Here is a 25,939-nt window from a genome sequence, read left to right as displayed (position 1 = left end):
ACCTGACGATGGACCGCCCGATGCCCCGCTCTACCCGCCTGCTGTTGCCGTTGTACCTGTTTGCCTGCCTGCTTGCCCTGCTGGGCCTGGGAGGGCTCTGGTACGGGCTCGGCAAGCCGGTGCAGCTGCCCGATGCCGCCAGCCCGACGCACAAGCTGCAATGCGCCTCGTACACACCGTTCGACAAGGACCAGTCGCCCTACGACCGGCCGTTCCGCCTGCGCCCGGCACGCATGGACGCCGACCTGGCATTGCTCGCCGAGCGTTTTCAGTGCATCCGCACCTATTCGATGACCGGCCTTGAGGCAATCCCGGCGCTGGCCCGCAAACATGGGCTGAAGGTGATGCTCGGCGCCTGGGTCAACGCTCACGCGGCCGACACCGAGAAGGAAATCGAGCTGCTGATCGCCGCCGCCAACGCCAACCCCGACGTGGTCAGCGCGGTGATCGTCGGCAACGAGACGCTGCTGCGCAAGGAAGTCACCGGTACACAACTGGCGACGCTGATCGCCCGGGTGAAAAGCCAGGTAAAGGTGCCGGTGACCTATGCCGATGTGTGGGAGTTCTGGCTGCAGCACCCGCAAGTGGCGCCAGCGGTGGACTTCCTCACCATACACCTGCTGCCGTACTGGGAGGATGACCCGCGTGGTATCGATCAAGCCTTGGCCCACGTCGCCGATGTGCGCCGGGTATTCGGCACGCGCTTCGCGCCCAAGGACATATTGATCGGCGAAACCGGCTGGCCCAGCGAAGGCCGCCAGCGCGAGACCGCGGTACCGAGCCGGGTCAACGAGGCGCGCTTCATCCGCGGTTTCGTCGCCCTGGCGGAAAGCAACGGCTGGCACTACAACCTGATCGAGGCATTCGACCAGCCCTGGAAGCGCGCCAACGAAGGGGCGGTCGGCGGTTACTGGGGGCTTTACGATGCCGACCGGCAGGACAAGGGCGTGCTCGAAGGGCCAGTGAGCAACTTGCCGCACTGGCCGCGGTGGTTGCTGGCCAGTGCGCTGCTGGCGGCGGCCATGCTGGTGTTTGCCGGGCGCCCCACTACACCGGCAAGCGCCCTGCTGCTACCGCTGCTGGCGGCGTTTGGCGCAGGTTGCCTGGGGCTGTGGGGCGAGTTGATGCGCACCCATGCGCGGTTTGCCGGGGAATGGCTGTGGGCGCTGTTGCTGGCGGGGCTGAACCTGCTGGTGCTGGCCCATGCCGTGCTGGCCCTGGCACGGCGCGCCGGTTGGCGCGAGCGCCTGTTCGCCTGGCTGCAGGCACGCGCGGGCTGGCTGCTGCTGGTGGCGGGCTTTGCCGCGGCGGTGAGCATGCTGGCAATGGTGTTCGACCCACGCTATCGCAGCTTCCCCAGCGCAGCGCTGGCCTTGCCGGCGCTGGTGTTTGCGCTGTGGCCGGTAGCGGCGCGGCGGGCGGAAGTGGCGTTGCTGGCGCTCATCGTGGGTGCCGGGGTGGCGCCGCAGTTGTTCGTGGAGGGGCTGCAGAACCAGCAGGCCTGGCTGTGGGCGCTGGTCAGCGTGCTGATGACGGCGGCGTTGTGGCGGAGCTTGCGGATTACGCGCAAGGCCTGAAAACAACTATCGCTGTAGGAGCGGCCTTGTGTCGCGAAAGGGCCGCAAAGCGGCCCCGGGATCTCGACTACGACTCAAGATTGCCGGGGCTGCTGCGCAGCCCATCGCGACACAAGGCCGCTCCTACAGGGACGGCGTGGCCCCAGCGTTTCGCACCAAGCGCAACCCCGCCAGTACCAGCGCAAACGTTGCAATGCTGGCGGTGTACAGCACCAGCGCCGGCACCGCGAAGACCAGCCCGAGCAGCGCCAGCCACCAGCCACGACGGCCGCCGATGACCTGCGCCAGCAGCGCCAGCCCAAGCCCGCCCCAGGCCAGCACCTGATGATGGATGCCCAGCCCCAGCAACGACCGCACCTCACATTGCCAGTAAGCCGCCGGCACCGTGCACAGCCCTACCCACCGCGCGTCCTCCATCAGCCCATAGCGCACGCCATAGCTGGCAGCAAGCCAAAGCCCCAGAACCAGCACAAGCAACGCAGCCGGCAGCGAACGAGACATCCAGTTCTCCAATAGCGGTAATCGAAAGCATCCATGATCGCTTATGGCTTGTTGTAAGGCAAAATCACAACCCTGCAGCTATGTTGCAGATAACCAGTACACAAAAGGCCACCACGCTTGGCAACTTTGCCCGGCCCGCCGTGGTCCTAGCCTGCACACTGCTCGACCTTGCGTTCTTTTGGGGGATTACATGCTTCGATCTTTGCGCCTCGCTGCCTTGCTTGGCGGCCTGCTCCTGGCTGTGGCCGCTTCGGCGCGGGATATCGACGCCGCGAGCTATGGCTACCCCTTGACCAACCCGTTCGAGGCAACCATCGCCACCACGCCGCCGGACCAGCGCCCCAGCCTGCCCGGCGACGACGAAATCAGCCAGTCCGACTACAGCCTCAACCTGCGCCCGGACCGCGAGTTCAGCCTGCCCGACAACTTCTGGGCGGTGAAGAAGCTCAAGTACCGCCTGGCCCGCCAGGACCGTGAAGCACCGCTGATCTTCATCATTGCCGGCACTGGCGCGCCCTACACCAGCAGCATCAACGAATACCTGAAGAAGCTGTTCTACCAGGCCGGCTTCCACGTGGTGCAACTGTCCTCACCCACCAGCTACGACTTCATGAGCGCCGCTTCACGCTTCGCCACCCCCGGCGTCAGCCAGGAAGACGCCGAAGACATGTACCGGGTGATGCAGGCCGTGCGTGCCCAGCACCCGCGCCTGCCGGTCAGCGAGTTCTATCTCACCGGCTACAGCCTGGGGGCACTGGATGCCGCCTTTGTCAGCCACCTGGATGAAACCCGCCGCAGCTTCAATTTCAAGCGCGTGCTGTTGCTGAACCCACCGGTCAACCTGTACACCTCGATCAACAACCTCGACAAACTGGTGCAAACCCAGGTCAAGGGCATCGACCGCAGCACCACCTTCTACGAGTTGATGCTGGCCAAGCTGACCCGCTACTTCCAGGACAAGGGCTACATCGACCTCAATGAAGCCCTGCTGTACGACTTCCAGCAGTCGCGCCAGCACCTGTCCAACGAACAGATGGCCATGCTGATCGGCACGTCGTTCCGCTTCTCCGCAGCCGACATCGCCTTCACCTCCGACCTGATCAACCGCCGCGGCCTGATCATTCCGCCGAAGTTCCCGATTACCGAGGGCAGCAGCCTCACGCCGTTCCTCAAGCGCGCGTTGCAGTGCGACTTCGACTGCTACATGACCGAGCAGGTCATCCCCATGTGGCGCGCCCGCACCGACGGCAACAGCATCCTGCAGCTGGTCAACCAGGTCAGCCTGTATGCCCTGGAAGACTACCTGCGCGGCAGCGACAAGATCGCCGTGATGCACAACGCCGACGATGTCATCCTCGGCCCGGGCGACATCGGTTTCCTGCGCAAGGTGTTCGGCGACCGCCTGACCCTTTACCCGCACGGCGGCCATTGCGGCAACCTCAATTACCGCGTCAACAGTGACGCCATGCTGGAGTTCTTCCGTGGTTAACAAACTCCTCCTCGCCACTGCCCTGTTCGCCGCCGGCCATGCCCTGGCTGCCGAGACCGCCCCGCGGGCCAGCGTGATCGAGGCCGACCCGCAGGTGAGCGCCGCGCCGCTGGCGCCGGAAGCCGATGGTTTTACCGACCCGCTGCGCGAACTGAAATTCAACCCGGGGCTGGACCAGCGCGAGTTCGAGCGCTCCACCCTGGAAGCGCTGAACGTGTACGACCCGCTGGAGTCGATCAACCGGCGCATCTATCACTTCAACTACCGCCTCGACCAATGGGTCCTGCTGCCGCTGGTCAGCGGTTACCAGTACGTCACGCCGCGCTTCGTGCGGACTGGCGTGAGCAACTTCTTCAATAACCTGGGCGATGTGCCGAACCTGTTCAACAGCGTGTTGCAGCTCAAGGCCAAGCGTTCGGCGGAGATCACTGCACGGCTGATGTTCAACACCATCATCGGCGTCGGTGGGCTGTGGGACCCGGCGACCAAGATGGGCTTGCCGCGCCAGAGCGAGGACTTTGGCCAGACCCTGGGCTTCTATGGCGTGCCGGACGGCCCTTACCTGATGCTGCCGGTGCTGGGGCCGTCGAACCTGCGCGACACCAGCGGGCTGGTGGTGGACTATGCCGGCGAGCAGGCGATCAACTACCTGAACGTGGCCGAAGCCAGCAGCGACCACCCGGAAATCTTCGCCCTGCGCGTGGTCGACAAGCGCTATACCACCAACTTCCGCTACGGCCAGCTCAACTCGCCGTTCGAGTATGAAAAGGTGCGCTATGTGTACACCCAGGCGCGCAAGCTGCAGATAGCCGAATAACCGTGGTCTCGCCGCTGTCTCCGGCTTGCCGGCGACAGGGCTTGAACAGGCAGCATCAGATACCGAGGAACTGGCACAACTCGCGCTTCTTGGCCAAGGCATCCCTGCGCCCCAGTTCGATCAGCTCGCTGCAATAGCTGGCCTCGAACAGCAGGTAACTCAACACCCCCGCGCCGCTGGTCCGGGTCGCCCCCGGCCCGCGCAGGAACACGCGCAACGCCGCCGGCAACTCGCGCCGGTGGCGTGCGGCGATCTCGTCCAGCGGCTGGCTGGGCGCCACCACCAGCACGTCGATGGGTGCCAGCCCCAGGCGCCGGGCATCGAGGTGCGCCGGCAACAGGCGGCTCAGGTGGTTGAGGCGCTGCAACAGTTCGATGTCATCTTCCAGGCTATCGATGAACGTGCTGTTGAGCATGTGCCCACCGATCTGCGCCAGGCTCGGCTGCTGCCCGCTGAATATGCGCTGGGCCGGCAAGGGCGGCGCTGGCCGCTGCGGGTTGCCGCTGACCCCGACCACCAGAACGCGGCTGGCGCCCAGGTGCAGGGCCGGGCTGATCGGCGCCGACTGGCGTACTGCGCCATCACCGTAATACTCATCACCGAGCTGTACCGGAGCGAACAGCAACGGGATGGCCGCGCTGGCCAACAGGTGATCGATGGTCAAAGGCGCCGGCATGCCGATGCGACGGTGACGCAGCCAGGCCTCGATGGTGCCGCGGCCCTGGTAGAAGGTCACCGCCTGGCCGGACTCATAGCCGAACGCGGTCACCGCGACGGCGCGCAATTGTTCGGCAGCGAGGGAATGGGCGATCCCGTCCAGGTTCAGGTGCGCCTGCAGCAGCTTGCGCAATGGGCTGCTGTCGAGCAACGCCACCGGTGCCGGGCCACCCAGGCCCAGCAGGTTGTGGGCAACGAAGCGACTGGCCTGGCGGACCACGCCAGGCCAGTCGCTACGGATGACCAGGTGGCTGCGGAAGTTCTGCCAGAACGCCGTCAGCTTCTGCACGGTGTCATGGAAGTGCGTCGCGCCACTGGCCAGGGTCACGGCGTTGATGGCGCCGGCAGAGGTGCCGACGATGACCGGGAACGGGTTGGGCGCGGCCGTGGGCAACAGCTCGGCGATGCCGGCCAGCACGCCGACCTGGTAGGCGGCACGGGCGCCGCCGCCAGAAAGGATAAGACCGGTTACCGGGGGTGGGGCCATACGAGTCCTTCCTGGAGTTGATGTGCTGTCAGTGCCGGCCCTTTCGCGGGTAAACCCGCTCCCACAGGTATTGCATAGCTTTCAAGGCCTGTGGAGAACCTGTGGGAGCGGGTTTACCCGCGAATAGGCCGGCACAGGCATAGCAGGCTCAGCGCTTCTTCTTGTCATACAGCCGCGGCGCCCCTTCGGGTCGCGACTTGAAACGCCGATGCGCCCACAGGTACTGCTCGGGGCATTCACGCAACACGCGCTCGACCCACTGGTTGATACGCAGGCAGTCGGCTTCTTCGCTTTCACCGGGGAAGTCGGCCAGCGGCGGATGTATCACCAGACGATAGCCGCTGCCATCCTCCAGGCGCTTCTGGGTGAACGGAATCACTTGCGCCTTGCCCAGGCGGGCGAACTTGGTGGTGGCGGTCACCGTCGCTGCCGGGATGCCGAACAGCGGTACGAAGATGCTCTGCTTGGCACCGTAGTCCTGGTCCGGTGCGTACCAGATCGCCCGGCCCGAGCGCAGCAGCTTGAGCATGCCGCGTACATCCTCGCGCTCCACGGCCAGCGAATCGAGGTTATGCCGCTCGCGGCCGCTGCGCTGGATGAAATCGAACAACGGGTTGCCGTGCTCGCGGTACATGCCGTCGATGGTGTGCTGCTGGCCCAGCAGCGCGGCGCCGATTTCCAGGGTGGTAAAGTGCACCGCCATCAGGATCGCTCCCTGCCCCGCCTGCTGGGCGGCCTGCAGGTGCTCCAGCCCCTCGACATGCGCCAGGCGCGCCAGCCGTGCCTTGGGCCACCACCAGCTCATGGCCATTTCGAAGAAGGCGATGCCGGTGGAGGCGAAGTTGGCCTTGAGCAAACGCTGCCGCTCGTCGACCGACAGCTCCGGGAAACACAGCTCCAGGTTGCGCGCAGCAATGCGCCGCCGCTCACCGGCAAAGCGGTACATCACCGCCCCCAATGCGGCACCGACCTTCAACAGCACCCGGTACGGCAGCTGGACCACCAGCCACAACAGGCCCAGGCCCAGCCACAGGCCCCAGAAACGAGGGTGAAGGAAATAGGGACGAAAACGCGGACGTTCCATTGAAGCTTCCGGAAAGACAAAGGCCGCGCATTCTACAACGGATCAGCGCATGTTGCGGGCAACCGGTCTTATCGTTATAAGTCAGGGCACTTTTTTCGCAACAAGCCGTCTATGCAGACCATGAGCCCAAACCACACACCCGACTCCGCCACCGTGTTCCAGCTCAAGGGCAGCATGCTTGCCATTACCGTACTGGAACTGGCGCGCAATGACCTTGAGGCCCTTGACCGCCAGCTGGCGGCCAAAGTCGCCCAGGCACCGAACTTCTTCAGCAACACGCCGCTGGTGCTGGCGCTGGACAAGCTGCCGGCCGACGTGGGCGCAATCGACCTGCCTGGCTTGATGCGGATCTGCCGCCACCACGGCCTGCGCACCCTGGCCATCCGCGCCAGCCGTATCGAGGACATTGCCGCCGCCATTGCCATCGACCTGCCGGTGCTGCCGCCGTCGGGTGCCCGCGAACGGCCGCTGGAGCCCGAGCCCGAGGTGAAGAAGCCCGAGCCGGCCCCGGTGCCGCCGCCGATCCTCGAGCCCGAGGTGCGCCCGACCCGCATCATCACCGCGCCGGTACGTGGCGGCCAGCAGATCTACGCCCAGGGCGGCGACCTGGTGGTGACCGCCTCGGTCAGCCCGGGGGCGGAACTTCTGGCCGATGGCAATATCCATGTGTACGGCGCCATGCGCGGCCGCGCCCTGGCCGGCATCAAGGGCAATACCAAGGCGCGTATCTTCTGCCAGCAGATGACCGCCGAAATGGTCTCCATCGCCGGCCAGTACAAGGTTTGCGAAGACCTGCGCCGCGACCCGCTGTGGGGCACCGGGGTGCAAGTCAGCCTGTCTGGCGACGTGTTGAACATCACCCGTCTTTAACGGATACTTGCCAGCATTTTTAGTGCAACTTTTTTTGTCGTTGCCAATTATTTGTATTTTTGCAGGGACTTGCGTCCCGATTATTTTAGGGGTGAAACACCTTGGCCAAGATTCTCGTGGTTACTTCCGGCAAGGGGGGTGTGGGCAAGACCACCACCAGCGCCGCCATTGGTACCGGCCTCGCACTGCGTGGCCACAAGACTGTCATTGTCGACTTCGACGTAGGCCTGCGTAACCTCGACCTGATCATGGGCTGCGAACGCCGCGTGGTGTACGACTTCGTCAACGTGGTCAACGGCGAAGCCAACCTGCAGCAGGCCCTGATCAAGGACAAGCGCCTGGAAAACCTGTACGTGCTGGCGGCCAGCCAGACCCGTGACAAGGACGCGCTGACCCAGGAAGGCGTGGAAAAGGTGCTGATGGAGCTGAAGAAAGACTTCGAGTTCGTCATCTGCGATTCGCCAGCCGGCATCGAGAAAGGTGCGCACCTGGCCATGTATTTCGCCGACGAAGCCATCGTGGTGACCAACCCCGAGGTTTCCTCGGTACGTGACTCCGACCGCATGCTGGGCATCCTGTCGAGCAAGTCGCGCCGCTCCGAGAACGGCGAAGAGCCGATCAAGGAACACCTGCTAATCACCCGCTACCACCCGGAGCGCGTGGAAAAGGGCGAAATGTTGAGCATCGCCGACGTCGAAGAGATCCTGGCGATCAAGCTCAAGGGCGTGATCCCCGAATCCCAGGCCGTGCTGAAGGCTTCCAACCAGGGTATCCCGGTCATCCTCGACGACCAGAGCGATGCCGGCCAGGCCTATAGCGATACCGTCGACCGTCTGCTGGGCAAAGAGAAGCCCCTGCGGTTCATCGAAGTGCCGAAGCAAGGATTCTTCGCGCGCCTGTTTGGAGGCAAGTAAACCATGAACCTTTTTGACTTCTTTCGTGGCAGACAGAAACAGACCAGCGCGTCGGTAGCGAAAGAGCGTCTACAGATCATCGTGGCGCACGAGCGCGGCCAACGCAGCGAGCCGGACTACCTGCCAGCGCTGCAAAAGGAACTGCTGGAAGTAATCCGCAAGTATGTGAACATCGGCAACGATGACGTGCATATCGAACTGGAAAACCAGGGCAGCTGCTCGATTCTGGAACTGAACATCACGTTGCCGGATCGCTGATCCGCGCAATCAGCCATTGGGGCTGCTGTGCAGCCCATCGCGACGCAAGGCCGCCCTGCCGGGAATGCCTCCCCCCGTGCAGGAGCGGCCTTGCGTCGCGATGGGCCGCAAAGCGGCCCCAATGGCTTTCCCCCGTTTCAACAGAGACCCCGCAATGCCGCTGTCCAACATCCAGATCCTGCACGAAGACGCCGCCATCCTGGTGATCAACAAACCGACCCTGCTGCTGTCGGTACCGGGCCGTGCCGAGGACAACAAGGACTGCCTGATCACCCGCCTGCAGCAAAACGGCTACCCCGATGCGCTGATCGTGCACCGCCTGGACTGGGAAACTTCCGGCATCATCCTGCTGGCCCGCGATGCCGATAGCCACCGCGAGCTGTCGCGCCAGTTCCACGACCGCGAAACCGAAAAGGCCTACACCGCACTGTGCTGGGGCCAGCCGGCGCTGGACAGCGGCAGCATCGACCTGCCCCTGCGCTATGACCCGCCGACCAAGCCACGGCATGTGGTGGACCACCAGCTGGGCAAGCATGCGTTGACCTTCTGGCGCATCATCGAGCGCTGTGGCGACTACTGCCGGGTCGAGTTGACGCCGATCACCGGGCGCTCGCACCAGTTGCGCGTGCACATGCTGTCCATCGGGCACCCGCTACTGGGCGACCGCCTGTATGCCAACCCCGAGGCACTGGCGGCCCATGAGCGGCTGTGCCTGCATGCGTCGATGCTGAGCTTTACCCACCCGGTTTCCGGGGCGCGGATGAAGTTCGAGTGCCCGGCGCCGTTCTGATTTTGTGCTGCCTGCACCGGCCCCTTCGCGGCTGAAGCCGTTCCTAGGCTCTGTACGAAAAGCCTTGATACTTGTTCATGCTGCGTTGAAAACAGCCTCGGAATGCTCATGTACCCCAGTACACTCCGCTTCCTCGGCTGTTTTCGCCTTGCCTGACCTGCGTCTCAAGACTTTTCGTACAGAGCCTACAGCCCTCGAGAGCGGTACGATGCCTGTGGAAGCGGCTTCGGCCGCGAAGCGGCAAGCACAATTCGTCGACCTAATACGCTAAACTCGCGCCACTGCTGTCTGGAGTGAGCTATGCGCGACGCACTGAATTCTGGCCTGATCGACTTCCTCAAGGCCTCCCCTACGCCTTTCCACGCCACCGCCAGCCTGGCCCAGCGCCTGGAAGCTGCCGGCTACCAGCGCCTGGACGAACGCGACAGCTGGGCCACCGTGCCTGGCGGCCGCTACTACCTCACCCGTAACGACTCGTCGATCATCGCCATCAAGCTGGGCAAGCAAGCGCCGCTGCTGAACGGCATCCGCATGGTCGGCGCGCACACCGACAGCCCGTGCCTGCGGGTCAAACCGCAGCCCGAGCTGCAGCGCCAGGGCTTCCTGCAGCTGGGCGTCGAAGTGTATGGCGGCGCGCTGCTGGCGCCATGGTTCGACCGCGACCTGTCGCTGGCTGGCCGGGTTACCTATCGCCGTGACGGCAAGGTCGAAAGCCAGTTGATCGACTTCAAGCTGCCGATCGCGATCATCCCCAACCTGGCCATTCACCTCAACCGCACCGCCAACGAAGGCTGGGCGATCAACCCGCAGAACGAACTGCCGCCGATCCTGGCCCAGGTGGCCGGTGACGAGCGCATCGACTTCCGCGCCCTGCTCACCGAGCAGCTGGCCCGCGAGCATGAACTGATCGCCGATGTGGTACTGGATTACGAGCTGAGCTTCTATGACACCCAGGATGCCGCGCTGGTCGGCCTGAACGGTGACTTCATCGCTGGCGCCCGCCTGGACAACCTGTTGTCGTGCTACGCCGGCCTGCAGGCGCTGCTGACCGCAGACAGCGATGAAACCTGCGTGCTGGTGTGCAACGACCACGAAGAAGTCGGCAGTTGCTCGGCCTGCGGCGCCGACGGCCCGATGCTCGAGCAAACCCTGCAGCGCCTGCTGCCGGATGGCGATGCCTACGTGCGCACGATCCAGCGCTCACTGATGGTGTCGGCCGACAACGCCCACGGCGTGCACCCCAACTACGCCGACAAGCATGACGGCAACCACGGGCCCAAGCTCAATGCCGGGCCGGTGATCAAGGTCAACAACAACCAGCGCTACGCCACCAACAGCGAAACCGCCGGGTTCTTCCGGCACCTGTGCATGGCCGAAGAGGTGCCGGTGCAGAGCTTCGTGGTGCGCAGCGACATGGGCTGCGGCTCGACCATCGGCCCGATCACCGCCAGCCACTTGGGCGTACGTACGGTCGACATCGGCCTGCCAACCTTTGCCATGCACTCGATTCGCGAACTGTGCGGCAGCCATGACCTGGCGCACCTGGTGAAGGTACTGACGGCGTTCTACCGCAGCCGCGAACTGCCGTGATCCTCGGCAGGGCCCGCCTCGAGTGCCGGGGCGGGCTCTGTTTTCGACGGATCAAGCAGGGCTTCCAGGTTGAGGCGGCCTTTGGGGTCCCAGTTGATGTATTTCCACAGCGAGAAGTCTTCCGGGAGGCTGCCAGATTCCTTCTGGGCATGTACCAACCGTTCCGCCACGAGTGCTTGCTCGTTATCCGGATAAGCAAGACGTTCTACAGGCGTAAGGTTATCGAGGTAGTCGAGGTACCCCTTGAATAAAACCCGTAGGTCCCTTGTACTATCGGTGTAAGCAAAGATTCGGCCGAAGTAAGCCTGATCAAGTTCGTACTTGGCACGCCCGGCTGCCGCACGCTCCATCTCGGTAAAGTTTCCTTCGTCTTCCTGTATGGCGACCAGGGCATTTCTGCCCAGACCGGCAAACGGGTTGTTTTTCGGATATTTCCCATCCGCAACGTCAACCATGTACTGCACGGATTTGTAGAATAACTCGGTGCGTTCGGCAGAATAGCTCTCTGGCAAATGCCGTTTGACATAAACTTCATGCCCGACCCTGTCGTATTCTATTTTCACGCGGTCATCCAGCGTTGGAATGCCATAGATACGCTGATAGCTGGCTCTCGTCTCATCCACACGCGCAGCCAGATCACGCCCCTCTTCAGACAGTCTCACACTGGTCGAGGCTGGTCGTGGTAATGGCTCTGTCTTCTCGGGGGCCACGGAAGTTCGCAGGGGCAAGATATTGGCAGGGATACCAGTAATTTTCATTCTGTGCTCCAGAAGGAATGTGCGCGAGCGTTTGAAGCAATATCCGTCAGGATTACTGGATGGTGAACTTGACGGTGTAATCGTAAGGTGGCTGCGCCGACACGCGCTGCAGAACTACCGAACACGTCGCTCTGGATGAGCCAATGGAGCGAGCGTCTTTGTTCCAGACAGGCGTATTACCTGTGCCAGAGGTGTGTGAAGCCGAAAACCGACAAGCCTTCGCCCCGGACGTGTAGGTGAAGCGCATGCCTGATACCAGGGCGAATAACTGGTCACTTTTGAAGTGCTGGCTTGTTTTCTCTGCACAGCCGAAAACATGGGATTGGCAGTCCCCACCAGATGTTCAAACGTAAACTGGGCAGTCGAATCCGTCTGATTATCGACGGTCACGGTTGCAACGTTGTTCTGTGCTTGTGCAAATCCGCTGAGGGTCAGCGTTACCATCGAAAAAACAACGAGTACTGATAGCTTCATGAAGCGTTCCTCCAAATGACGTGAAAGACATACGACGTGTCCTTCAAGCCATCGGCGGAACCGCTAAATTCTTTGTAGGAAGTCGGTCTGATAAACATGTAGGAAAAATCCACAAACCCTACTTGAAAATTTCTGTGATTCAGATCAACCGCGCTTTAGCCCGGCGCGAACTATACTCAACGCAACCGCTCTCATAGCCGAAGGACCACTGCCATGTCCCCGTTCCTCTCCTTGTTCGTGCCGGTGTTCCTGTTCCTGTTGCTGCTGACCGTCGGCTTCAGCCTGCGCGAGCGCAACCTCGGCGTGGTAATGATGTGGGTCGGCACACTGGGCATCTTTGGCCTCACCTGCTGGAAGATCCTGGAGCAGCTGCCGTCATAAACCTCTACACTCGGTCAATCGTTTGACCTGAGGTAGTTTTGCCCGTGCCCGCCTTCCTGCGTTGCCTGTTCCTGCTGCTGTTGCTGTTCCTCCCGCCGGTACAAGCCGCCGGCCTGCCTGGCCTGCTTGGCGGTAGCGCGCCCGCGCAAGCGCAAGCCAGCGAACCGCTGGGCAAGTCGCTGGACGAGGTGATCAAGAACCTGGAAAACGACCAGCAGCGGGCCAAGCTGCTGGCCGACCTGAAAAAGCTGCGCGATGCCACCCAACAATCGCAACCCAACGTCGAACAAGGCGTGCTCGGCCTGATCGGCGGCGCCCTGCATGACCTCGAAAAGCAGTTCAGCGGCGATGCCAGCCCGTTCCACCGTTGGGCTGCGGAAATCGAACAGGCCCAGGCCGAACTGGCCGAGCTGGTGGTGCCGGTGCACCAGTGGCCGGCCATCCTGTTCGGCTTCGCGGCAGTCATCGCCGTATGGAGTGTGCTGGCCTATGCCTTCAACTGGGTTGGCCACCGGGTACGCCTGCGCTTTGGCTTGAGCGAGGAGCTGCCGCAGCATCCCCGCACCTGGGACCTGGTGCGCTTTGCCCTGCGCAAACTCGGCCCGTGGCTGGTGGCGCTGGTGTTTACCGTTTACCTGAGCTTCGTGCTGCCGCCGTCGCTGGGCAAATCGCTGGCCATGGTGCTGGCCTATGCGTTGGTGGTGGGCACCTGCTTCTCGGCGATCTGCGTGATCGCCTTTTCACTGCTCGACGGCCCGCACCGCCACCGCGCCCTGTACATCCTGCGCCACCAGGCATTCCGCCCGCTGTGGCTGATCGGCAGTTTCGCCGCATTCGGCGAGGCGATGAGCGACCCCCGCCTGACGGTCGCCCTCGGCACCCACCTGGCGCATGCCCTGGCGACCCTGGCCAACGTGATTGCGGCGCTGTGCACCGGGCTGTTCATCCTGCGTTTTCGCCGGCCCATTGCCCACCTGATCCGCAACCAGCCGCTGTCACGGCGCCTGACCCGGCGCACCCTCAGCGACACCATCGAAATTCTCGGCAGCTTCTGGTTCGTGCCGGCGCTGATCCTGGTGGCCATCTCGCTGTTCGCCACCTTCGTTTCCGCCGGCGACACCAGCACCGCCCTGCGCCAGTCGCTGATGTGCACCGTGCTGATGGTGGTGTGCATGGTGCTCAACGGCCTGGTACGCCGCCATGCCGCCAACCCCAAGCGGGCTACCAAGCGCCAGGCGGTGTACGCCGAACGCCTGCGCAATTTTGCCTACCTGCTGGTGCACCTGTTCATCTGGCTGGTGTTCATCGAGCTGGGCCTGCGCGTGTGGGGCCTGTCGATGATCAGCTTCGCCGAAGGCGAAGGCCACGACATAAGCCTGCGCCTGCTCGGCCTGGCCGGCACGCTGATTGTCGCCTGGCTGGTGTGGATTCTCGCCGACACTGCCGTGCACCACGCCCTGGTGCGTTCACGCCGGGGCCTGGCCAACGCCCGTGCGCAAACCATGATGCCGTTGATCCGCAACGTGATGTTCGTGGTCATTTTCATCATCGCGGTCATCGTCGCCCTGGCCAACATGGGCATGAACGTCACCCCGCTGCTGGCCGGTGCCGGGGTGATCGGCCTGGCCATCGGTTTTGGCGCACAATCGCTGGTGGCCGACCTGATCACCGGGCTGTTCATCATCATCGAAGACTCGCTGGCCATCGATGACTACGTGGATGTCGGCGGCCACCTGGGCACGGTCGAAGGGCTGACCATCCGCACCGTGCGCCTGCGCGATATCGACGGCATCGTGCATACCATCCCGTTCAGCGAGATCAAGAGCATCAAGAACTACTCGCGCGAGTTCGGCTACGCGATCTTCCGCGTGGCGATCCCGCACAGCATGAACATCGACCAGGCGATCAGCCTGGTTCGCGAGGTGGGGCAGAAGCTGCGCAACGACCCGCTGATGCGCCGCAATATCTGGTCGCCGCTGGAGCTGCAGGGCGTGGAAAGCTTCGAGTCGGGCTCGGCGATCCTGCGGGCGCGGTTCAAGACCGCGCCGATCAAGCAGTGGGAGGTGTCGCGGGCGTTCAACCTGGCGTTGAAGCGGCAGCTGGATGAAGCGGGGCTGGACCTGGCGACGCCGCGGTTGTCGGTGCAGGTGGTGACGGCGGCAGGTGGCACGATGGCGGATGGCAACACCGTATCGAACTAGGGTCTGTGTGAAAAGTCTTGAGACGAAGGTCAGGCAAGGCGAAAACAGCCGAGGAAGCGGAGTTTACGGGTTGTAAATGAGCATTCCGAGGCTGTTTTCAACGCAGCATCACCGAGTATCAAGGCTTTTCACACAGAGCCTAGGGTCGCTTCGCGCCCCATCGCGACACAAGGCCGCTCCTGCAGCAGCCCCAAAAACCATGGTCAACCCACCTGGGCACGAATGCGGATGGCATCATGCCGCCAATACTCCAGGTCGCAGTCGATCAGGTGTCCATGCTGGTCGCTGTTGACCCGGGTGATATGCAAGCCGGGGCTGCCCGCCGACACTTTCAACGCACTGGCCGCCTCCACCGGCAACGCCGTCGGCCAGATCTCGAAGCACACCTGCCCATACTGGATGCCATACACCCGCCCATAGATCTCGGTCAGCGACTGGGCCAGGTCCTGTTCGAGGATCGCCGGGAAATACCGCGGGTTGAGGTAATGCTCGGCATACAGCACCGCCCGCCCGTCGATCCGCCGCAACCGACAGATGCGCACCACACTGGATAACGCTGGCAACTGCAAGCGCGCGCAAATCGCGGCCGAGGCTGGCTGCAGCCGCGCGGAGAGCAATTCGGTACTGGCCACCCGCCCTTGGTCACGCACCATGGCGTGGAAGTGGCTGCGCTGGATCAGGTCGTAGGTCAGCCGCTCGGGCGCGACGAACCAGCCGCGCCGTTCTTCACGGTAGATCAGCCCCTGGGCTTCCAGCTGCACCAACGCTTCACGCAAGGTGATGCGGGTGGTGTCGAACACCTCGCTGAGCCTGCGCTCCGCCGGCAGCTTGCCGCCCGGCGCCAACAGGCCGTGCTCGATCTGCTCCTGCAAGGCATGGCAGATGGCTGTTACCGCACGCGGAGGCATCGACTGCATCAAAGGTTACCTATCTGGACTAGTCCAGCCCCATGACGGGGCATCTGGAGAATAGTGCAAGCCTAGGCAGGGCTGATGAACATCCTGTGACAAAGCTGCACCAGACGCACTGCCAGAATCGGGCCAGCCCCGCAAAACCGGGGGCTGGCCATGGTCTACGCTGTATTGCCAGGAACCCGCTTACACCTGCGCGGGCTTCGCCCTACATCAAATTGTCACGCAAGCAGCCTACCTTGGCTCAAGGTTTGCTGACCTAGACCAAGGGTCTCAGGCAACGGCTTTACTCATAACAACGATTCGCAAGGCACTCACCCAAAGGAGCTTCGGATGAAAAAGTTCTTCATGGCGTCACTGCTCGGTTCGGCCATCGCCCTGTGCACCACGGCCATGGCCGCCGGTACCGACCTCAAGGCCCTGGAAGACGCGGCCCGCAAGGAAGGTAACGTCAACAGCGTGGGCATGCCCGATGCCTGGGCCAACTGGAAAGGCACCTGGGAAGACCTGGCCAGCAAGTACGGGCTCAAGCACAGCGACACCGACATGAGCTCGGCCCAGGAAATTGCCAAGTTCGAAGCCGAGAAGGACAACGCCAGCGCCGACATCGGCGACGTCGGTGCCGCGTTCGGCCCGATCGCCGTGACCAAGGGCGTGAGCCAACCCTACAAGCCCAGCACCTGGGAGCAGGTACCGGCCTGGGCCAAGGACCAGGACGGCCATTGGGCGCTGGCCTATACCGGTACCATCGCCTTCATCATCAACAAGGACCTGGTCAAGGAAAGCGAGCGCCCGAAAACCTGGCATGACCTGGAAAAAGGCAAGTACAAGGTCGCCATCGGCGATGTCGGTACCGCCGCCCAGGCCGCCAACGGCGTGCTGGCAGCGGCCATCGCCTACAAGGGCGACGAGAACAACGTGGCGCCGGGCCTGCAGCTGTTCACCAAACTGGCCCAGCAGAAGCGCCTGTCGCTGGCCAACCCGACCATCCAGACGCTGGAGAAGGGCGAGGTGGAAGTTGGCGTGGTATGGGACTTCAACGGCCTCAGCTACCGCGAACAGATCGACCCCAAGCGTTTCGAAGTGCTGATCCCGTCGGACGGCTCGGTAATCTCCGGCTACACCACCATCATCAACAAGTACGCCAAGCACCCGAACGCGGCCAAGCTGACGCGCGAGTACATCTTCAGCGATGCCGGGCAGATCAACCTGGCCAAAGGGCATGCGCGGCCGATCCGTGCCGAGCACCTGAAGCTGCCGGACGATGTCCAGGCCAAGCTGCTGCCCAACGAGCAGTACCAGGCGGCGCAGCCGATCAAGAATGCCGAAGCCTGGGAAGCGACTTCGAAGAAGCTGCCACAGATGTGGCAGGAGCAAGTGATCATCGAGATGGAGTAAATGGCTAGCTTTTGCAGTGCCTGATCCGGCCTTTTCGCGGGCACGCCCGCTCCCACAGGACCTCTACAGGGTTGAGGCTTGTGCAGTACCTGTGGGAGCGGGCGAGCCCGCGACGAAGCCAACGCGTATATGACTGGAGCCACCATGCAACACAACGTCATCCTGGTCCTGCTCGACGGCCTCAACTACCAGGTCGCCCACCATGCCATGGGCCACCTGCACGCCTATGTCGAGGCTGACCGCGCCGCGCTGTACCGCGTGGAATGCGAGCTGCCATCGCTGTCGCGGCCGCTGTACGAGTGCATTCTCACCGGTGTGCCGCCGATCGACAGCGGCATCGTGCACAACAAGGTCAGCCGCCTGTCCAGCCAGCGCAGCGTGTTCCACTACGCCCGCGAAGCCAACCTGAGCACTGCCGCGGCGGCCTACCACTGGATCAGCGAGCTGTACAACCGCTCGCCCTTCGACCCGCAGCGCGACCGCCACACCCACGCCCCCAAGCTGCCGATCCAGCATGGGCTGTTCTACTGGGACGACCGTTACCCCGATTCGCACCTGCTGGCCGATGGCGAATACCTGCGCCGCCGCCACACCCCCAACTTCCTGCTGGTGCATCCGATGAGCATCGACGATGTCGGCCACCATCACGGCCTGGACAGCAGCCAGTACCGCAACGCCGCGCGCAGCGCCGATATCCTGCTGGCCGACTACCTGCCGGCCTGGCTCGCCGAGGGCTACCAGGTGCTGGTCACCGCCGACCACGGCATGAACAATGACCGCTCGCACAACGGCCTGCTCGCCGAGGAGCGCGAAGTACCGCTGTTCGTCTTCGGCGATGCGTTCAGCCTGGACCCGGCCGCCAAGCCGCTGCAGACCGAACTGTGCGGGACCATCTGCGAGCTGCTGGGTGCGCCGCATGACAAGAGCGTCTGCCGGGAGTTGCTGAAGTGATTGCCCCCAAGCGCAGCAGCAACCGTGGCCGCTACCTGGCCCTGCTCTGCTTGCTACCGTTCGCCGTGTTCTTCGTCATCTTCCAGATCGCCCCGCTGGCCTGGGTGGCGATCAACAGCCTGCAATCGGAAGCGGGCTGGGGCGTGGCCAACTTCAGCAAGGTGTTCGCCTCGAAGTTCTACCTGCAGGCCCTGCAGCGCAGCCTGGAGATCAGCTTCTGGTCGAGCCTGTTCGGCATCGTCATTGCCACCCTCGGCGCCTACTCGCTACGCCAGGTGGACTCGAAGCTGCGCGACTTCGTCAGCGCCTTCGCCAACATGACCAGCAACTTCGCCGGGGTGCCGCTGGCCTTCGCCTTCATCATCCTGCTCGGTTTCAACGGCGCGTTGACCTTGCTGCTGAAGCAGGCCGGCCTGCTGGAAGACTTCAGCATCTACTCGAAAAGCGGGCTGATCCTGGTGTACACCTACTTCCAGATCCCGCTTGGCGTACTGCTGCTGTACCCGGCATTCGACGCCCTGCGTGAAGACTGGCGCGAGTCGGCCGCGCTGCTGGGTGCCAGCCACTGGCAGTTCTGGCGGCACATCGGCCTGCCAGTGCTGACCCCGGCACTGCTGGGCACCTTCGTCATCCTGCTGGCCAATGCCCTCGGTGCCTACGCCACCGTCTACGCGCTGACCACCGGCAATTTCAACGTGCTACCGATCCGCATCGCTGGCCTGGTGGCCGGTGACATCAGCCTCGACCCCAACCTGGCCAGCGCCTTGGCCATGGTTTTGGTGGGGCTGATGACGCTGGTCACGGTGGTGCACCAATGGCTGCTGAAAAGGAGCTACCATGCACGCTGACACGCGCTCCGGCGGCTGGTACCACCGCGCCGTGGTCTACCTGCTGTTCCTCATCCTGCTGTTGCCTCTGGCCGGCACCCTGCTCTACTCGCTGGCCACCAGCTGGTCGGCCAGCCTGCTGCCCAGCGGGCTGACCTTCAAGTGGTACCTGGCGCTGTGGAGCGAGCCGCGCTTTCTGGCCGCCTTTGCCCAGTCGTTGCTGGTGTGCGTGGGTGCACTGCTGCTGTCGGTGGTGCTGATCCTGCCGCTGCTGTTCGTGGTGCACTACCACTTCCCCAGGCTCGACGCGCTGATGAACATCCTCATCCTGCTGCCGTTCGCGGTACCGCCGGTGGTGTCCTCGGTGGGGCTGCTGCAGTTGTACGGCAGCGGGCCCATGGCGATGGTCGGCACGCCGTGGATCCTGATCGGCTGCTATTTCACCATCGCCCTGCCGTTCATGTACCGGGCCATCACCAACAACCTGCAGGCGATCAACCTGCGCGACCTGATGGACGCCGCCCAACTGCTCGGTGCCAGTACCTGGCAGGCGGCGCTGCTGGTGGTGCTGCCCAATTTGCGCAAGGGCCTGCTGGTAGCCCTGCTGCTGTCGTTTTCGTTCCTGTTCGGCGAATTCGTGTTTGCCAACCTGCTGGTCGGCACGCGCTACGAGACCTTGCAGGTGTACCTGAACAACATGCGCAACAGCAGCGGCCATTTCAACAGCGCGCTGGTGATCTCGTACTTCGCCTTCGTGCTGGTACTGACCTGGGTCGCCAACCGCTTGAACAAGGACAAGACCTGACATGAGCTTCGTCAGCGTACAGAAACTGCACAAGAGCTACGCCAGCAGCCCGGTGTTCGAGAACATCGACTGCCATATCGAACGCGGCGAGTTCGTCACCCTGCTCGGCCCGTCCGGCTGCGGCAAGTCCACCCTGCTGCGCTGCATCGCCGGGCTGACCCCGGTGGACAGCGGGCAGATCCTGCTCGACGGCCACGATATCGTACCGCTGAGCCCGCAAAAGCGCGGCATCGGCATGGTGTTCCAGAGCTACGCGCTGTTCCCCAACATGACCGTGGAGCAGAACGTGGCCTTCGGCCTGCGCATGCAGAAGGTCAAGGCCGATGAAAGCCAGCAGCGTGTGCGTGAAGCACTGGAGCTGGTAGAGCTGGGCAACTTCGCCGGGCGTTACCCGCACCAGCTGTCCGGCGGCCAGTGCCAGCGCGTGGCCCTGGCCCGTTCGCTGGTCACCCGCCCGCGCCTGCTGCTGCTCGACGAGCCGCTGTCGGCGCTGGATGCGCGCATTCGCAAGCACCTGCGCGAGCAGATTCGCGCGATCCAGCGTGAACTGGGCCTGACCACCATCTTCGTCACCCACGACCAGGAAGAAGCGCTGACCATGTCCGACCGCATCTTCCTGATGAACCAGGGGCGCATCGTCCAGAGTGGCGACGCCGAAACCCTCTACACCGCGCCGGTGGACCTGTTTGCCGCCGGCTTCATCGGCAACTACAACCTGCTCGACGCCGACAGCGCCAGCCGCCTGCTGCAGCGCCCGGTGGCCAGCCGCCTGGCGATCCGCCCGGAATCGATCACCCTGGGCCGCGACGGCGCACTGGACGCCGAAGTACGCAGCCACAGCCTGCTGGGCAACGTGATTCGCTACCGGGTCCGGGTGCGCGAGGTGGAACTGGTGGTCGACGTGCTCAACCGCTCGGCGGCCGACCTGCACGCGGACGGGCAGCGGGTAAGCCTGTCGATCGACCCCACGGCGCTACGGGAAGTGGCCTAAGGAGATTTCACCCATGGCACTGGCAATTTTCGATCTGGACGAAACCTTGATCCACGGCGACTGCGCGTCGCTGTGGAGCGAGCAGATGGCCCGGCTGGGCTGGGTCGACGGCAAGGCGTTCCTGCGCCGCGACCGTGAGCTGATGGAGGCCTACGGCAAAGGCCACCTGAGGATGGAGGAGTACATGGCCTTCAGCCTGGAGCCGATTGCCGGGCGCACCCTGGAAGAGGTCCAGCACCTGGTCGAGCCGTGGGTCGAGGACGTGATCGAGCCGATCATCTATGGCGATGCCTGCCGCTGCATTGCCGAGCACCGCAAGCGCGGGGACCGCATCCTGATCATTTCCGCTTCGGGTACCCACCTGGTCGGGCCGATTGCGGCGCGGCTGGGGGTGGACGAGTACCTGGCGATCGAGCTGGAGGCGGTGAACGGGGTGTATACCGGCCAGACCCATGGGGTGCTGACCTACCGCGAGGGCAAGATCACTCGGCTGCTAGAATGGCTGGATCAGGAACAGGAGAACCTGGAAGGGGCGAGTTTCTATTCCGACTCGCGCAATGACCTGCCGCTGTTGTTGAAAGTCGACCACCCCTACGTGGTCAACCCAGACCCTGTATTGCGCGAACATGCGCAGATCAATGCCTGGCCGATTCTCGATTGGAAGTAGCCTTTTCCCGTAACAACAGGGCCAACACGTGGACTTCTGCCAGCTGTTGGCCCTGGATGTACCGATCACCAGCTGTAGCGCATCCCGATGTTCACGCCATAGGGCTGCTCGATATGCTCGCCCTTGGCATAGTCGAAATCGGCATGCAGCGAAAACTGCTCGGTGAACGCCACCGCCACACCCGCACCGAACTCGGCACGCGAACCGGAAAGGTCGTTGTTGAACAGGTTGTCGTTGACCTGCACACGGTTGGCCTTGGCAAATTCGTGGGCCACCGCGGCCTTGACGTACGGCTGGATCACGGTGCCGCCCTGCAGGCGCACATTGCGGCCCGCCACGCTGCCGAGCTTACCTAGCAGCGAGCGGGTCTGGTCACCCTCGGCCTGCATACCATTGTCCAGGCCGTAGTCCTTGCCTTCGATCACCACTGCCGACAGTTGCCCATAAGGCTCGACGAACCAGCCATCGTGCAAGGTTATGTGGCGGCCGAACTCCACCGAGCCGCCCAGGCCGGTATTCCTGTAGTCGCCCTTGGCCCGGGTGGCATCGCTCATGTTGACCTTGGCCTTGTTATCGAAGCGGTTGGCCTTGAGCACGGCATCGAAGTAATAGCCGCTGCTTTGGTCAAGCCAAGTGGTGTAGGCCCCCACGTAGTAACTGTCGACACTGCCGGACGTCCCACGGGTCAAGTCCAGTTCGGAGCGGCTATGGCCAGCCAGCGCACCCACCAGCCACTGGCCATCACCCCACGGCAGCGGTGCATCGGCGCCCAGCGAGAAGCCGCTTTGTACCTGGCTGTAGCCAACGCCCGATTGCTCCGCGACGTCGTATTTGTTGCTGTAGGCACGGGTCCATAGGCCGGCCTTGGCGCCGTTGAAACGCAGCTCGCCCATACGGCTGCGCAGAGAGGTGAGTTCGCCGTACCACACGGTAGGCGCGGTGTTGAACAAGGCCAGTACCGAACGGGTACCGGGGCTGACGGTCTTTGACTCAGGGTCGAGGAACCATTCGGTACCACCACTGCCATCTCCACGGGACTCCAGTTTGTATGAGTAGGTACCTACGTCGACAGGCTGATCGCCACTGAGGCTAAAGCGTGCATCCCCAGCGGCAGTATTCACCAAGGTCAGCGCTCTTGGGTCGGTCGGGTCTTGACCACTACCGGCAACCTGCAGGGTATGCTCACCCGTCGCGTTGCCTGTCACGGTCAAGGTATCGTGTGCATTGGTGGTGTAATCGGCATTCATCACAAACGTGCCGCTGCCTGAAAGGTTTTCTACCTGCAGCTGGTGGAAATTCCCATTGCCACTGTTGAAATCAACCGTACCCTGATTGAGTGACAGGTTGGCCAGTTGCTGGTTGCCAGTGAGTGCCCATACTGCACCAGACTCGACGGCCATCTGGTTGACGTTCTGCAGTTTGCCGGTGAAGAAAGCGCCATTGCGCAAAGCCACGTCAGCCTCGCTGCCCGATTCGACAACCACATCTCCAGCTACGGTACTGGCATCGAAAACCAGGCTGCCCGCGCTGTTATCACGGATGTTGAAATTGCCTTGCAGGGTGCTTCGGGTCACGGTGAGATCGACGCTTGAGCCTTCGGAGACGTCGAGCAGCAGGTCGTTGGCACCTTGCAGTTGCGCGCCATTGCTCAACGCTATGGTTGCCTGCGCCCCCTGCACAACCGCCAATGCCGCACCGTTGCGGCCAATGACTGTCGATCCGTCCACCTCTGCCCGATAGTCACCGACGTTGTCGGAATCTGCGCCGATACTTATGCCACTGTTGGCACCGGTGATCACGGAGTTGTTGCGAATGATCGCGTTGCCACCTCGCACATTCACGCCATCGGCACCTGCCTGGGTACCTTCGACGCGACTGTTGTCCAACACCAGTGTGCTCAGCCCAGTGACCTCTGCGCCACTTTCGACACCGGAAACATCACTGTTGCTGACCGTGAGGGTCGACCCGCCAGTCACCGTACCCAATAGACGGCTGACATTGAGGCCAACGAATTCGCTGCGGATCGTACTGTTAACCACCGTCCCGCTAGCGTTCAGGATCTGCACGCCATAATCCTGCGCATTCACCTGGCTCCCTTGCATGTTCAGCACAGAGCCGTCTGAAATGTAAACGTCGAGTAATGAGCTGCCAGCCAGCGTATTCAAGGTCGACTGGCCACGCACAATGTAGCGGTCGGCGGGCTGGGAAGAGTCGACGGTATAGGTCTCACCGTTTTCGACCACGATGGCAGCCGCCGCAGACGAATAGAGCGCCACGCTGATCAGGCTCAAGGCGAACAATCCAGAGGATTGCTTCTGGATGGGAAATATTGATCGCATAATTTGGACTCTCATGTAGGGTTCAACGCGTTTGCGGCGCCGGAAAATTTACATGCAGAACAATTATCAATATGTAGGAAAAGTCTGATATGCAGTCAGCGACAGTAAACCTGTCGCGTCGCCATCGTCTTTTTTGAACGAGCAGACGCAGCAAAGCGCACCTGAAAGGTGCACTTTGCCGGGTCATTCAACTATCGCCGAAACTTAACAGGACACGTCGCACCGCCGCCGCCTGGCAACTCAACGTACACCAACTTGATCTCTTCTGCCGAAGAGACCGGCAGCTCGTTGATCAAGGCGGTGTATTTGATACCTCCGTAACCGAGCCGGATGTTCAGCACATAAGGATCGTAGGGCACCCGCACAGTGAACCCCGACGCGGCCTCTTGCGCGCTTGGGGTATAAGTGAATTCGTGGTCCGTATCAGCAATGGGCGTCGTCCCTGTCGCATCGCTGTAACCTTGGAAGTTGAACGTCAGTTCCTGATCGGCCAGACGGTCTTCGCCACCGGCGACCCGCACTTCGATGACTTTACCTGCGCCCAGAGGGTTATCGCGTAGTGTCGAGCAATTGATAATCGGCCCTTCGTCCGGATCATCAAACAGGTTCAAATAAGTTACAGCGGGTAATGTTACCTCCACCGCAGTGACCTCTACATCCGTGATGGGCGATCGATTCAGGTTTTCATTGTCGGCGTTGGACACTACATAACGAACCGGCAATGCGGACGCGTTACCACCGTCTTCGATGTCTGTCCAGAGAATGTCAAAACCAACGTTGAAGCCAGGCGCCTCAGTGCCATCAACCGGATACGAGTCAACTTCCACACCGTTCCACAACAGGTGCAATACCTCACCGACCACAGCGCCCGCGTACAGCTCGACGCTCGCAGTCGCCGGCTGCCCCGCATCCACTGGCGCGATGACATTCGGGACCGTACTAACCGCTCCCTGAACAGTGACAACGTTGAGCGCCGGGTTGCCCTCTTCCGGATCGGGTTCAGGGTCAGGGTTGTCGGGGCCGCCCACACGTAGATCAATTACCAGTTCGATCCCGGTCGGCTCAGGGAAATTGCGGACACCGCGCACGATGCTATAGGTCACCCTTCTCTGTTTTGGTCCGGTGTCGGCCGGTGTTTCACGCACAGTGACGTAGGGAATCGTGGCAAACGCCGGGAACCCACTGATTGGAACCGGGACTCCCACCGCCACGCCCGCCCAATACACCTGTACGGTATCACCCGCGGCATAGTTATCGTACTTTTCGATCTGTACGCCCACATCTTCTTGGGCATCGTCCAGATCGATCAGCCCATCATCGAACTGCGGAACCTTCGGCGGCACAAGATTAGCCGGTGCCGGGGTCAGGTACACATCGACATTCTTGAAGGTTGACCGAGGTCCAATATTCTCACTGCGGTCGGCCAAGGTGTACACCAGTGGGTAGCTGCCTTCGTGAGGCATCTTATCCTCTGTCCACTTGATCACCATTGGCTCGCTAAGGTCATCGCGTGTGAAGCTGCCGATTTCCACAGAGTCGGCATAAGCCGTGATCACATCGCCAAGTTTGGCATCGGTATAGCCCTGGATGGTCAGTTCAACACTACCGTTGGCATCCAGATATTCCCGAGTGACGCCGCCTGCCTCAACTTCAGGAGGAAGCACCAATTGGGGACCCGGCTGGCCCTGGTTTGGCGGAACGGTATCAACATAGAAGTCCAACGCGTCAGAAGTATTGGGGTTGCCCAAGTGCGTGGCGCGGTAACGCAACTTAACTGGGCCATTGTTCTCCGTATACTCCGCCGGCAACGTAAATTTCTTGGGAAAATCGGCAGGATCAAGCGGGAGCGGAAAGGATTGAGCAGTACCTACAAGGTCTTCCCCCACCATTAACTGAACCCTGACAGTACCAATCCCATTGACATCAAAATATGGCACTTCGACGTCACGGTCCACGCCGTGTGGCTTCTTCAACATATTTTTATGATCCCCGGGTAGATCCGGCAATAATGAATCGCCCGCGAATGAAGGCGGCGTCATCGACAAAGTACCCTGTCCATACCGCAACTTACGATAATTCAGGCGTGCCTGTGCAGCAGCGTTCAAAGAGCCCATGGTGTTTTTCCTTTATAAAAGTGCCTGC

General features: G+C 62.4%; 24 protein-coding genes. 16 read left to right on the top strand and 8 right to left on the bottom strand.

Annotation, left to right across the window (positions count from 1 at the left end):
• Nucleotides 1-8: 8 nt before the first annotated feature.
• On the top strand, nt 9-1,577 hold the full coding sequence (locus ACJA3S_RS06615; RefSeq protein ID WP_406821234.1) for a beta (1-6) glucans synthase: 1,569 nt from the start codon (nt 9-11) through the stop codon (nt 1,575-1,577).
• Nucleotides 1,578-1,700: 123 nt separating this feature from the next.
• On the opposite strand, the gene ACJA3S_RS06610 is transcribed toward ACJA3S_RS06615, so the two are convergent.
• Nucleotides 1,701-2,078 (bottom strand): hypothetical protein, encoded by a 378-nt coding sequence (locus ACJA3S_RS06610; protein WP_406821233.1) that lies wholly within the window; start codon nt 2,076-2,078, stop codon nt 1,701-1,703.
• A 190-nt stretch (nt 2,079-2,268) separates the two neighbouring features.
• Between ACJA3S_RS06610 and ACJA3S_RS06605 the strand changes: the two genes are divergently transcribed.
• Both ACJA3S_RS06605 and ACJA3S_RS06600 read left to right on the top strand, forming a co-directional pair.
• A complete protein-coding gene (locus tag ACJA3S_RS06605; RefSeq protein WP_406821232.1) occupies nt 2,269-3,567 on the top strand; it encodes a serine/threonine protein kinase in 1,299 nt (432 codons plus the stop codon).
• Nucleotides 3,568-3,640: 73 nt separating this feature from the next.
• Entirely contained in the window at nt 3,641-4,384 is a 744-nt protein-coding gene (locus ACJA3S_RS06600; RefSeq protein ID WP_406822215.1) for a VacJ family lipoprotein, read from the top strand.
• Between the two features lie 55 nt (nt 4,385-4,439).
• Here the strand turns inward: ACJA3S_RS06600 and ACJA3S_RS06595 are convergent, their stop codons facing one another.
• Together ACJA3S_RS06595 and ACJA3S_RS06590 are read right to left on the bottom strand one after the other, a co-directional pair.
• Nucleotides 4,440-5,588: a patatin-like phospholipase family protein gene (locus ACJA3S_RS06595; RefSeq protein ID WP_406821231.1), complete on the bottom strand. Its 1,149-nt coding sequence runs from the start codon at nt 5,586-5,588 to the stop codon at nt 4,440-4,442.
• Between the two features lie 148 nt (nt 5,589-5,736).
• Nucleotides 5,737-6,672 (bottom strand): lipid A biosynthesis lauroyl acyltransferase, encoded by a 936-nt coding sequence (locus tag ACJA3S_RS06590; protein WP_170028775.1) that lies wholly within the window; start codon nt 6,670-6,672, stop codon nt 5,737-5,739.
• A gap of 111 nt (nt 6,673-6,783) precedes the next feature.
• Here ACJA3S_RS06590 and minC point away from each other — a divergent pair, with 111 nt between their 5' ends.
• From minC to ACJA3S_RS06565, 5 genes are all read left to right on the top strand, one after another.
• Complete coding sequence (gene minC / locus ACJA3S_RS06585) at nt 6,784-7,542, top strand: septum site-determining protein MinC (RefSeq protein WP_406821230.1); 759 nt, start codon at nt 6,784-6,786, stop codon at nt 7,540-7,542.
• 101 nt (nt 7,543-7,643) lie between these two features.
• Complete coding sequence (gene minD / locus ACJA3S_RS06580; RefSeq protein ID WP_019097102.1) at nt 7,644-8,456, top strand: septum site-determining protein MinD; 813 nt, start codon at nt 7,644-7,646, stop codon at nt 8,454-8,456.
• Nucleotides 8,457-8,459: 3 nt separating this feature from the next.
• On the top strand, nt 8,460-8,714 hold the full coding sequence (gene minE / locus ACJA3S_RS06575) for a cell division topological specificity factor MinE (RefSeq protein WP_003252572.1): 255 nt from the start codon (nt 8,460-8,462) through the stop codon (nt 8,712-8,714).
• 154 nt (nt 8,715-8,868) lie between these two features.
• Nucleotides 8,869-9,504 carry an RluA family pseudouridine synthase gene (locus ACJA3S_RS06570; protein WP_406821229.1) on the top strand — a complete coding sequence of 212 codons (636 nt, stop codon included), beginning with the start codon at nt 8,869-8,871 and terminating at the stop codon, nt 9,502-9,504.
• 300 nt (nt 9,505-9,804) lie between these two features.
• Nucleotides 9,805-11,094 (top strand): M18 family aminopeptidase, encoded by a 1,290-nt coding sequence (locus ACJA3S_RS06565; protein WP_170028772.1) that lies wholly within the window; start codon nt 9,805-9,807, stop codon nt 11,092-11,094.
• On the opposite strand, the gene ACJA3S_RS06560 is transcribed toward ACJA3S_RS06565, so the two are convergent.
• On the bottom strand, nt 11,070-11,852 hold the full coding sequence (locus tag ACJA3S_RS06560; RefSeq protein ID WP_406821228.1) for a hypothetical protein: 783 nt from the start codon (nt 11,850-11,852) through the stop codon (nt 11,070-11,072). The genes ACJA3S_RS06565 and ACJA3S_RS06560 overlap by 25 nt on opposite strands.
• 114 nt (nt 11,853-11,966) lie before the next feature.
• Nucleotides 11,967-12,326 carry a hypothetical protein gene (locus tag ACJA3S_RS06555; RefSeq protein WP_406821227.1) on the bottom strand — a complete coding sequence of 120 codons (360 nt, stop codon included), beginning with the start codon at nt 12,324-12,326 and terminating at the stop codon, nt 11,967-11,969.
• A gap of 213 nt (nt 12,327-12,539) precedes the next feature.
• On the opposite strand from ACJA3S_RS06555, the gene ACJA3S_RS06550 reads away from it, so the two are divergent.
• Complete coding sequence (locus ACJA3S_RS06550) at nt 12,540-12,707, top strand: hypothetical protein (RefSeq protein WP_170028769.1); 168 nt, start codon at nt 12,540-12,542, stop codon at nt 12,705-12,707.
• Between the two features lie 44 nt (nt 12,708-12,751).
• A complete protein-coding gene (locus tag ACJA3S_RS06545; RefSeq protein ID WP_406821226.1) occupies nt 12,752-14,908 on the top strand; it encodes a mechanosensitive ion channel family protein in 2,157 nt (718 codons plus the stop codon).
• A gap of 203 nt (nt 14,909-15,111) precedes the next feature.
• Here the strand turns inward: ACJA3S_RS06545 and ACJA3S_RS06540 are convergent, their stop codons facing one another.
• Nucleotides 15,112-15,825, bottom strand: coding sequence for a UTRA domain-containing protein (locus ACJA3S_RS06540; protein ID WP_406821225.1), 714 nt, complete (start codon nt 15,823-15,825; stop codon nt 15,112-15,114).
• Nucleotides 15,826-16,152: 327 nt separating this feature from the next.
• On the opposite strand from ACJA3S_RS06540, the gene ACJA3S_RS06535 reads away from it, so the two are divergent.
• The 6 genes from ACJA3S_RS06535 to ACJA3S_RS06510 all read left to right on the top strand — a co-directional run bounded on the left by ACJA3S_RS06535 (nt 16,153) and on the right by ACJA3S_RS06510 (nt 21,458).
• On the top strand, nt 16,153-17,217 hold the full coding sequence (locus tag ACJA3S_RS06535; RefSeq protein ID WP_406821224.1) for an ABC transporter substrate-binding protein: 1,065 nt from the start codon (nt 16,153-16,155) through the stop codon (nt 17,215-17,217).
• 144 nt (nt 17,218-17,361) lie between these two features.
• Nucleotides 17,362-18,168 (top strand): alkaline phosphatase family protein, encoded by an 807-nt coding sequence (locus ACJA3S_RS06530; protein ID WP_406821223.1) that lies wholly within the window; start codon nt 17,362-17,364, stop codon nt 18,166-18,168.
• The gene (locus tag ACJA3S_RS06525) at nt 18,165-19,016 is read left to right on the top strand and encodes an ABC transporter permease subunit (RefSeq protein WP_170028764.1); all 852 of its coding nucleotides are present in this window, start codon (nt 18,165-18,167) and stop codon (nt 19,014-19,016) included. Before ACJA3S_RS06530 ends, ACJA3S_RS06525 begins: the two co-directional genes overlap by 4 nt.
• Nucleotides 19,006-19,800 carry an ABC transporter permease gene (locus ACJA3S_RS06520; RefSeq protein WP_406821222.1) on the top strand — a complete coding sequence of 265 codons (795 nt, stop codon included), beginning with the start codon at nt 19,006-19,008 and terminating at the stop codon, nt 19,798-19,800. The genes ACJA3S_RS06525 and ACJA3S_RS06520 overlap by 11 nt, the downstream gene beginning before the upstream one ends.
• 1 nt (nt 19,801) lies before the next feature.
• A complete protein-coding gene (locus ACJA3S_RS06515) occupies nt 19,802-20,791 on the top strand; it encodes an ABC transporter ATP-binding protein (protein ID WP_406821221.1) in 990 nt (329 codons plus the stop codon).
• A gap of 13 nt (nt 20,792-20,804) precedes the next feature.
• A complete protein-coding gene (locus ACJA3S_RS06510; RefSeq protein WP_406821220.1) occupies nt 20,805-21,458 on the top strand; it encodes an HAD family hydrolase in 654 nt (217 codons plus the stop codon).
• A 65-nt stretch (nt 21,459-21,523) separates the two neighbouring features.
• On the opposite strand, the gene ACJA3S_RS06505 is transcribed toward ACJA3S_RS06510, so the two are convergent.
• Both ACJA3S_RS06505 and ACJA3S_RS06500 read right to left on the bottom strand, forming a co-directional pair.
• The gene (locus ACJA3S_RS06505; RefSeq protein ID WP_406821219.1) at nt 21,524-23,749 is read right to left on the bottom strand and encodes an autotransporter outer membrane beta-barrel domain-containing protein; all 2,226 of its coding nucleotides are present in this window, start codon (nt 23,747-23,749) and stop codon (nt 21,524-21,526) included.
• A 239-nt stretch (nt 23,750-23,988) separates the two neighbouring features.
• Nucleotides 23,989-25,911: a hypothetical protein gene (locus ACJA3S_RS06500; protein ID WP_406821218.1), complete on the bottom strand. Its 1,923-nt coding sequence runs from the start codon at nt 25,909-25,911 to the stop codon at nt 23,989-23,991.
• Nucleotides 25,912-25,939: the final 28 nt, after the last annotated feature.

It is taken from the genome of Pseudomonas sp. KnCO4, from assembly GCF_045344305.1.
GTDB lineage: Bacteria > Pseudomonadota > Gammaproteobacteria > Pseudomonadales > Pseudomonadaceae > Aquipseudomonas > Aquipseudomonas anuradhapurensis.
This window is presented reverse-complemented; position numbering and strand designations above follow the sequence as displayed.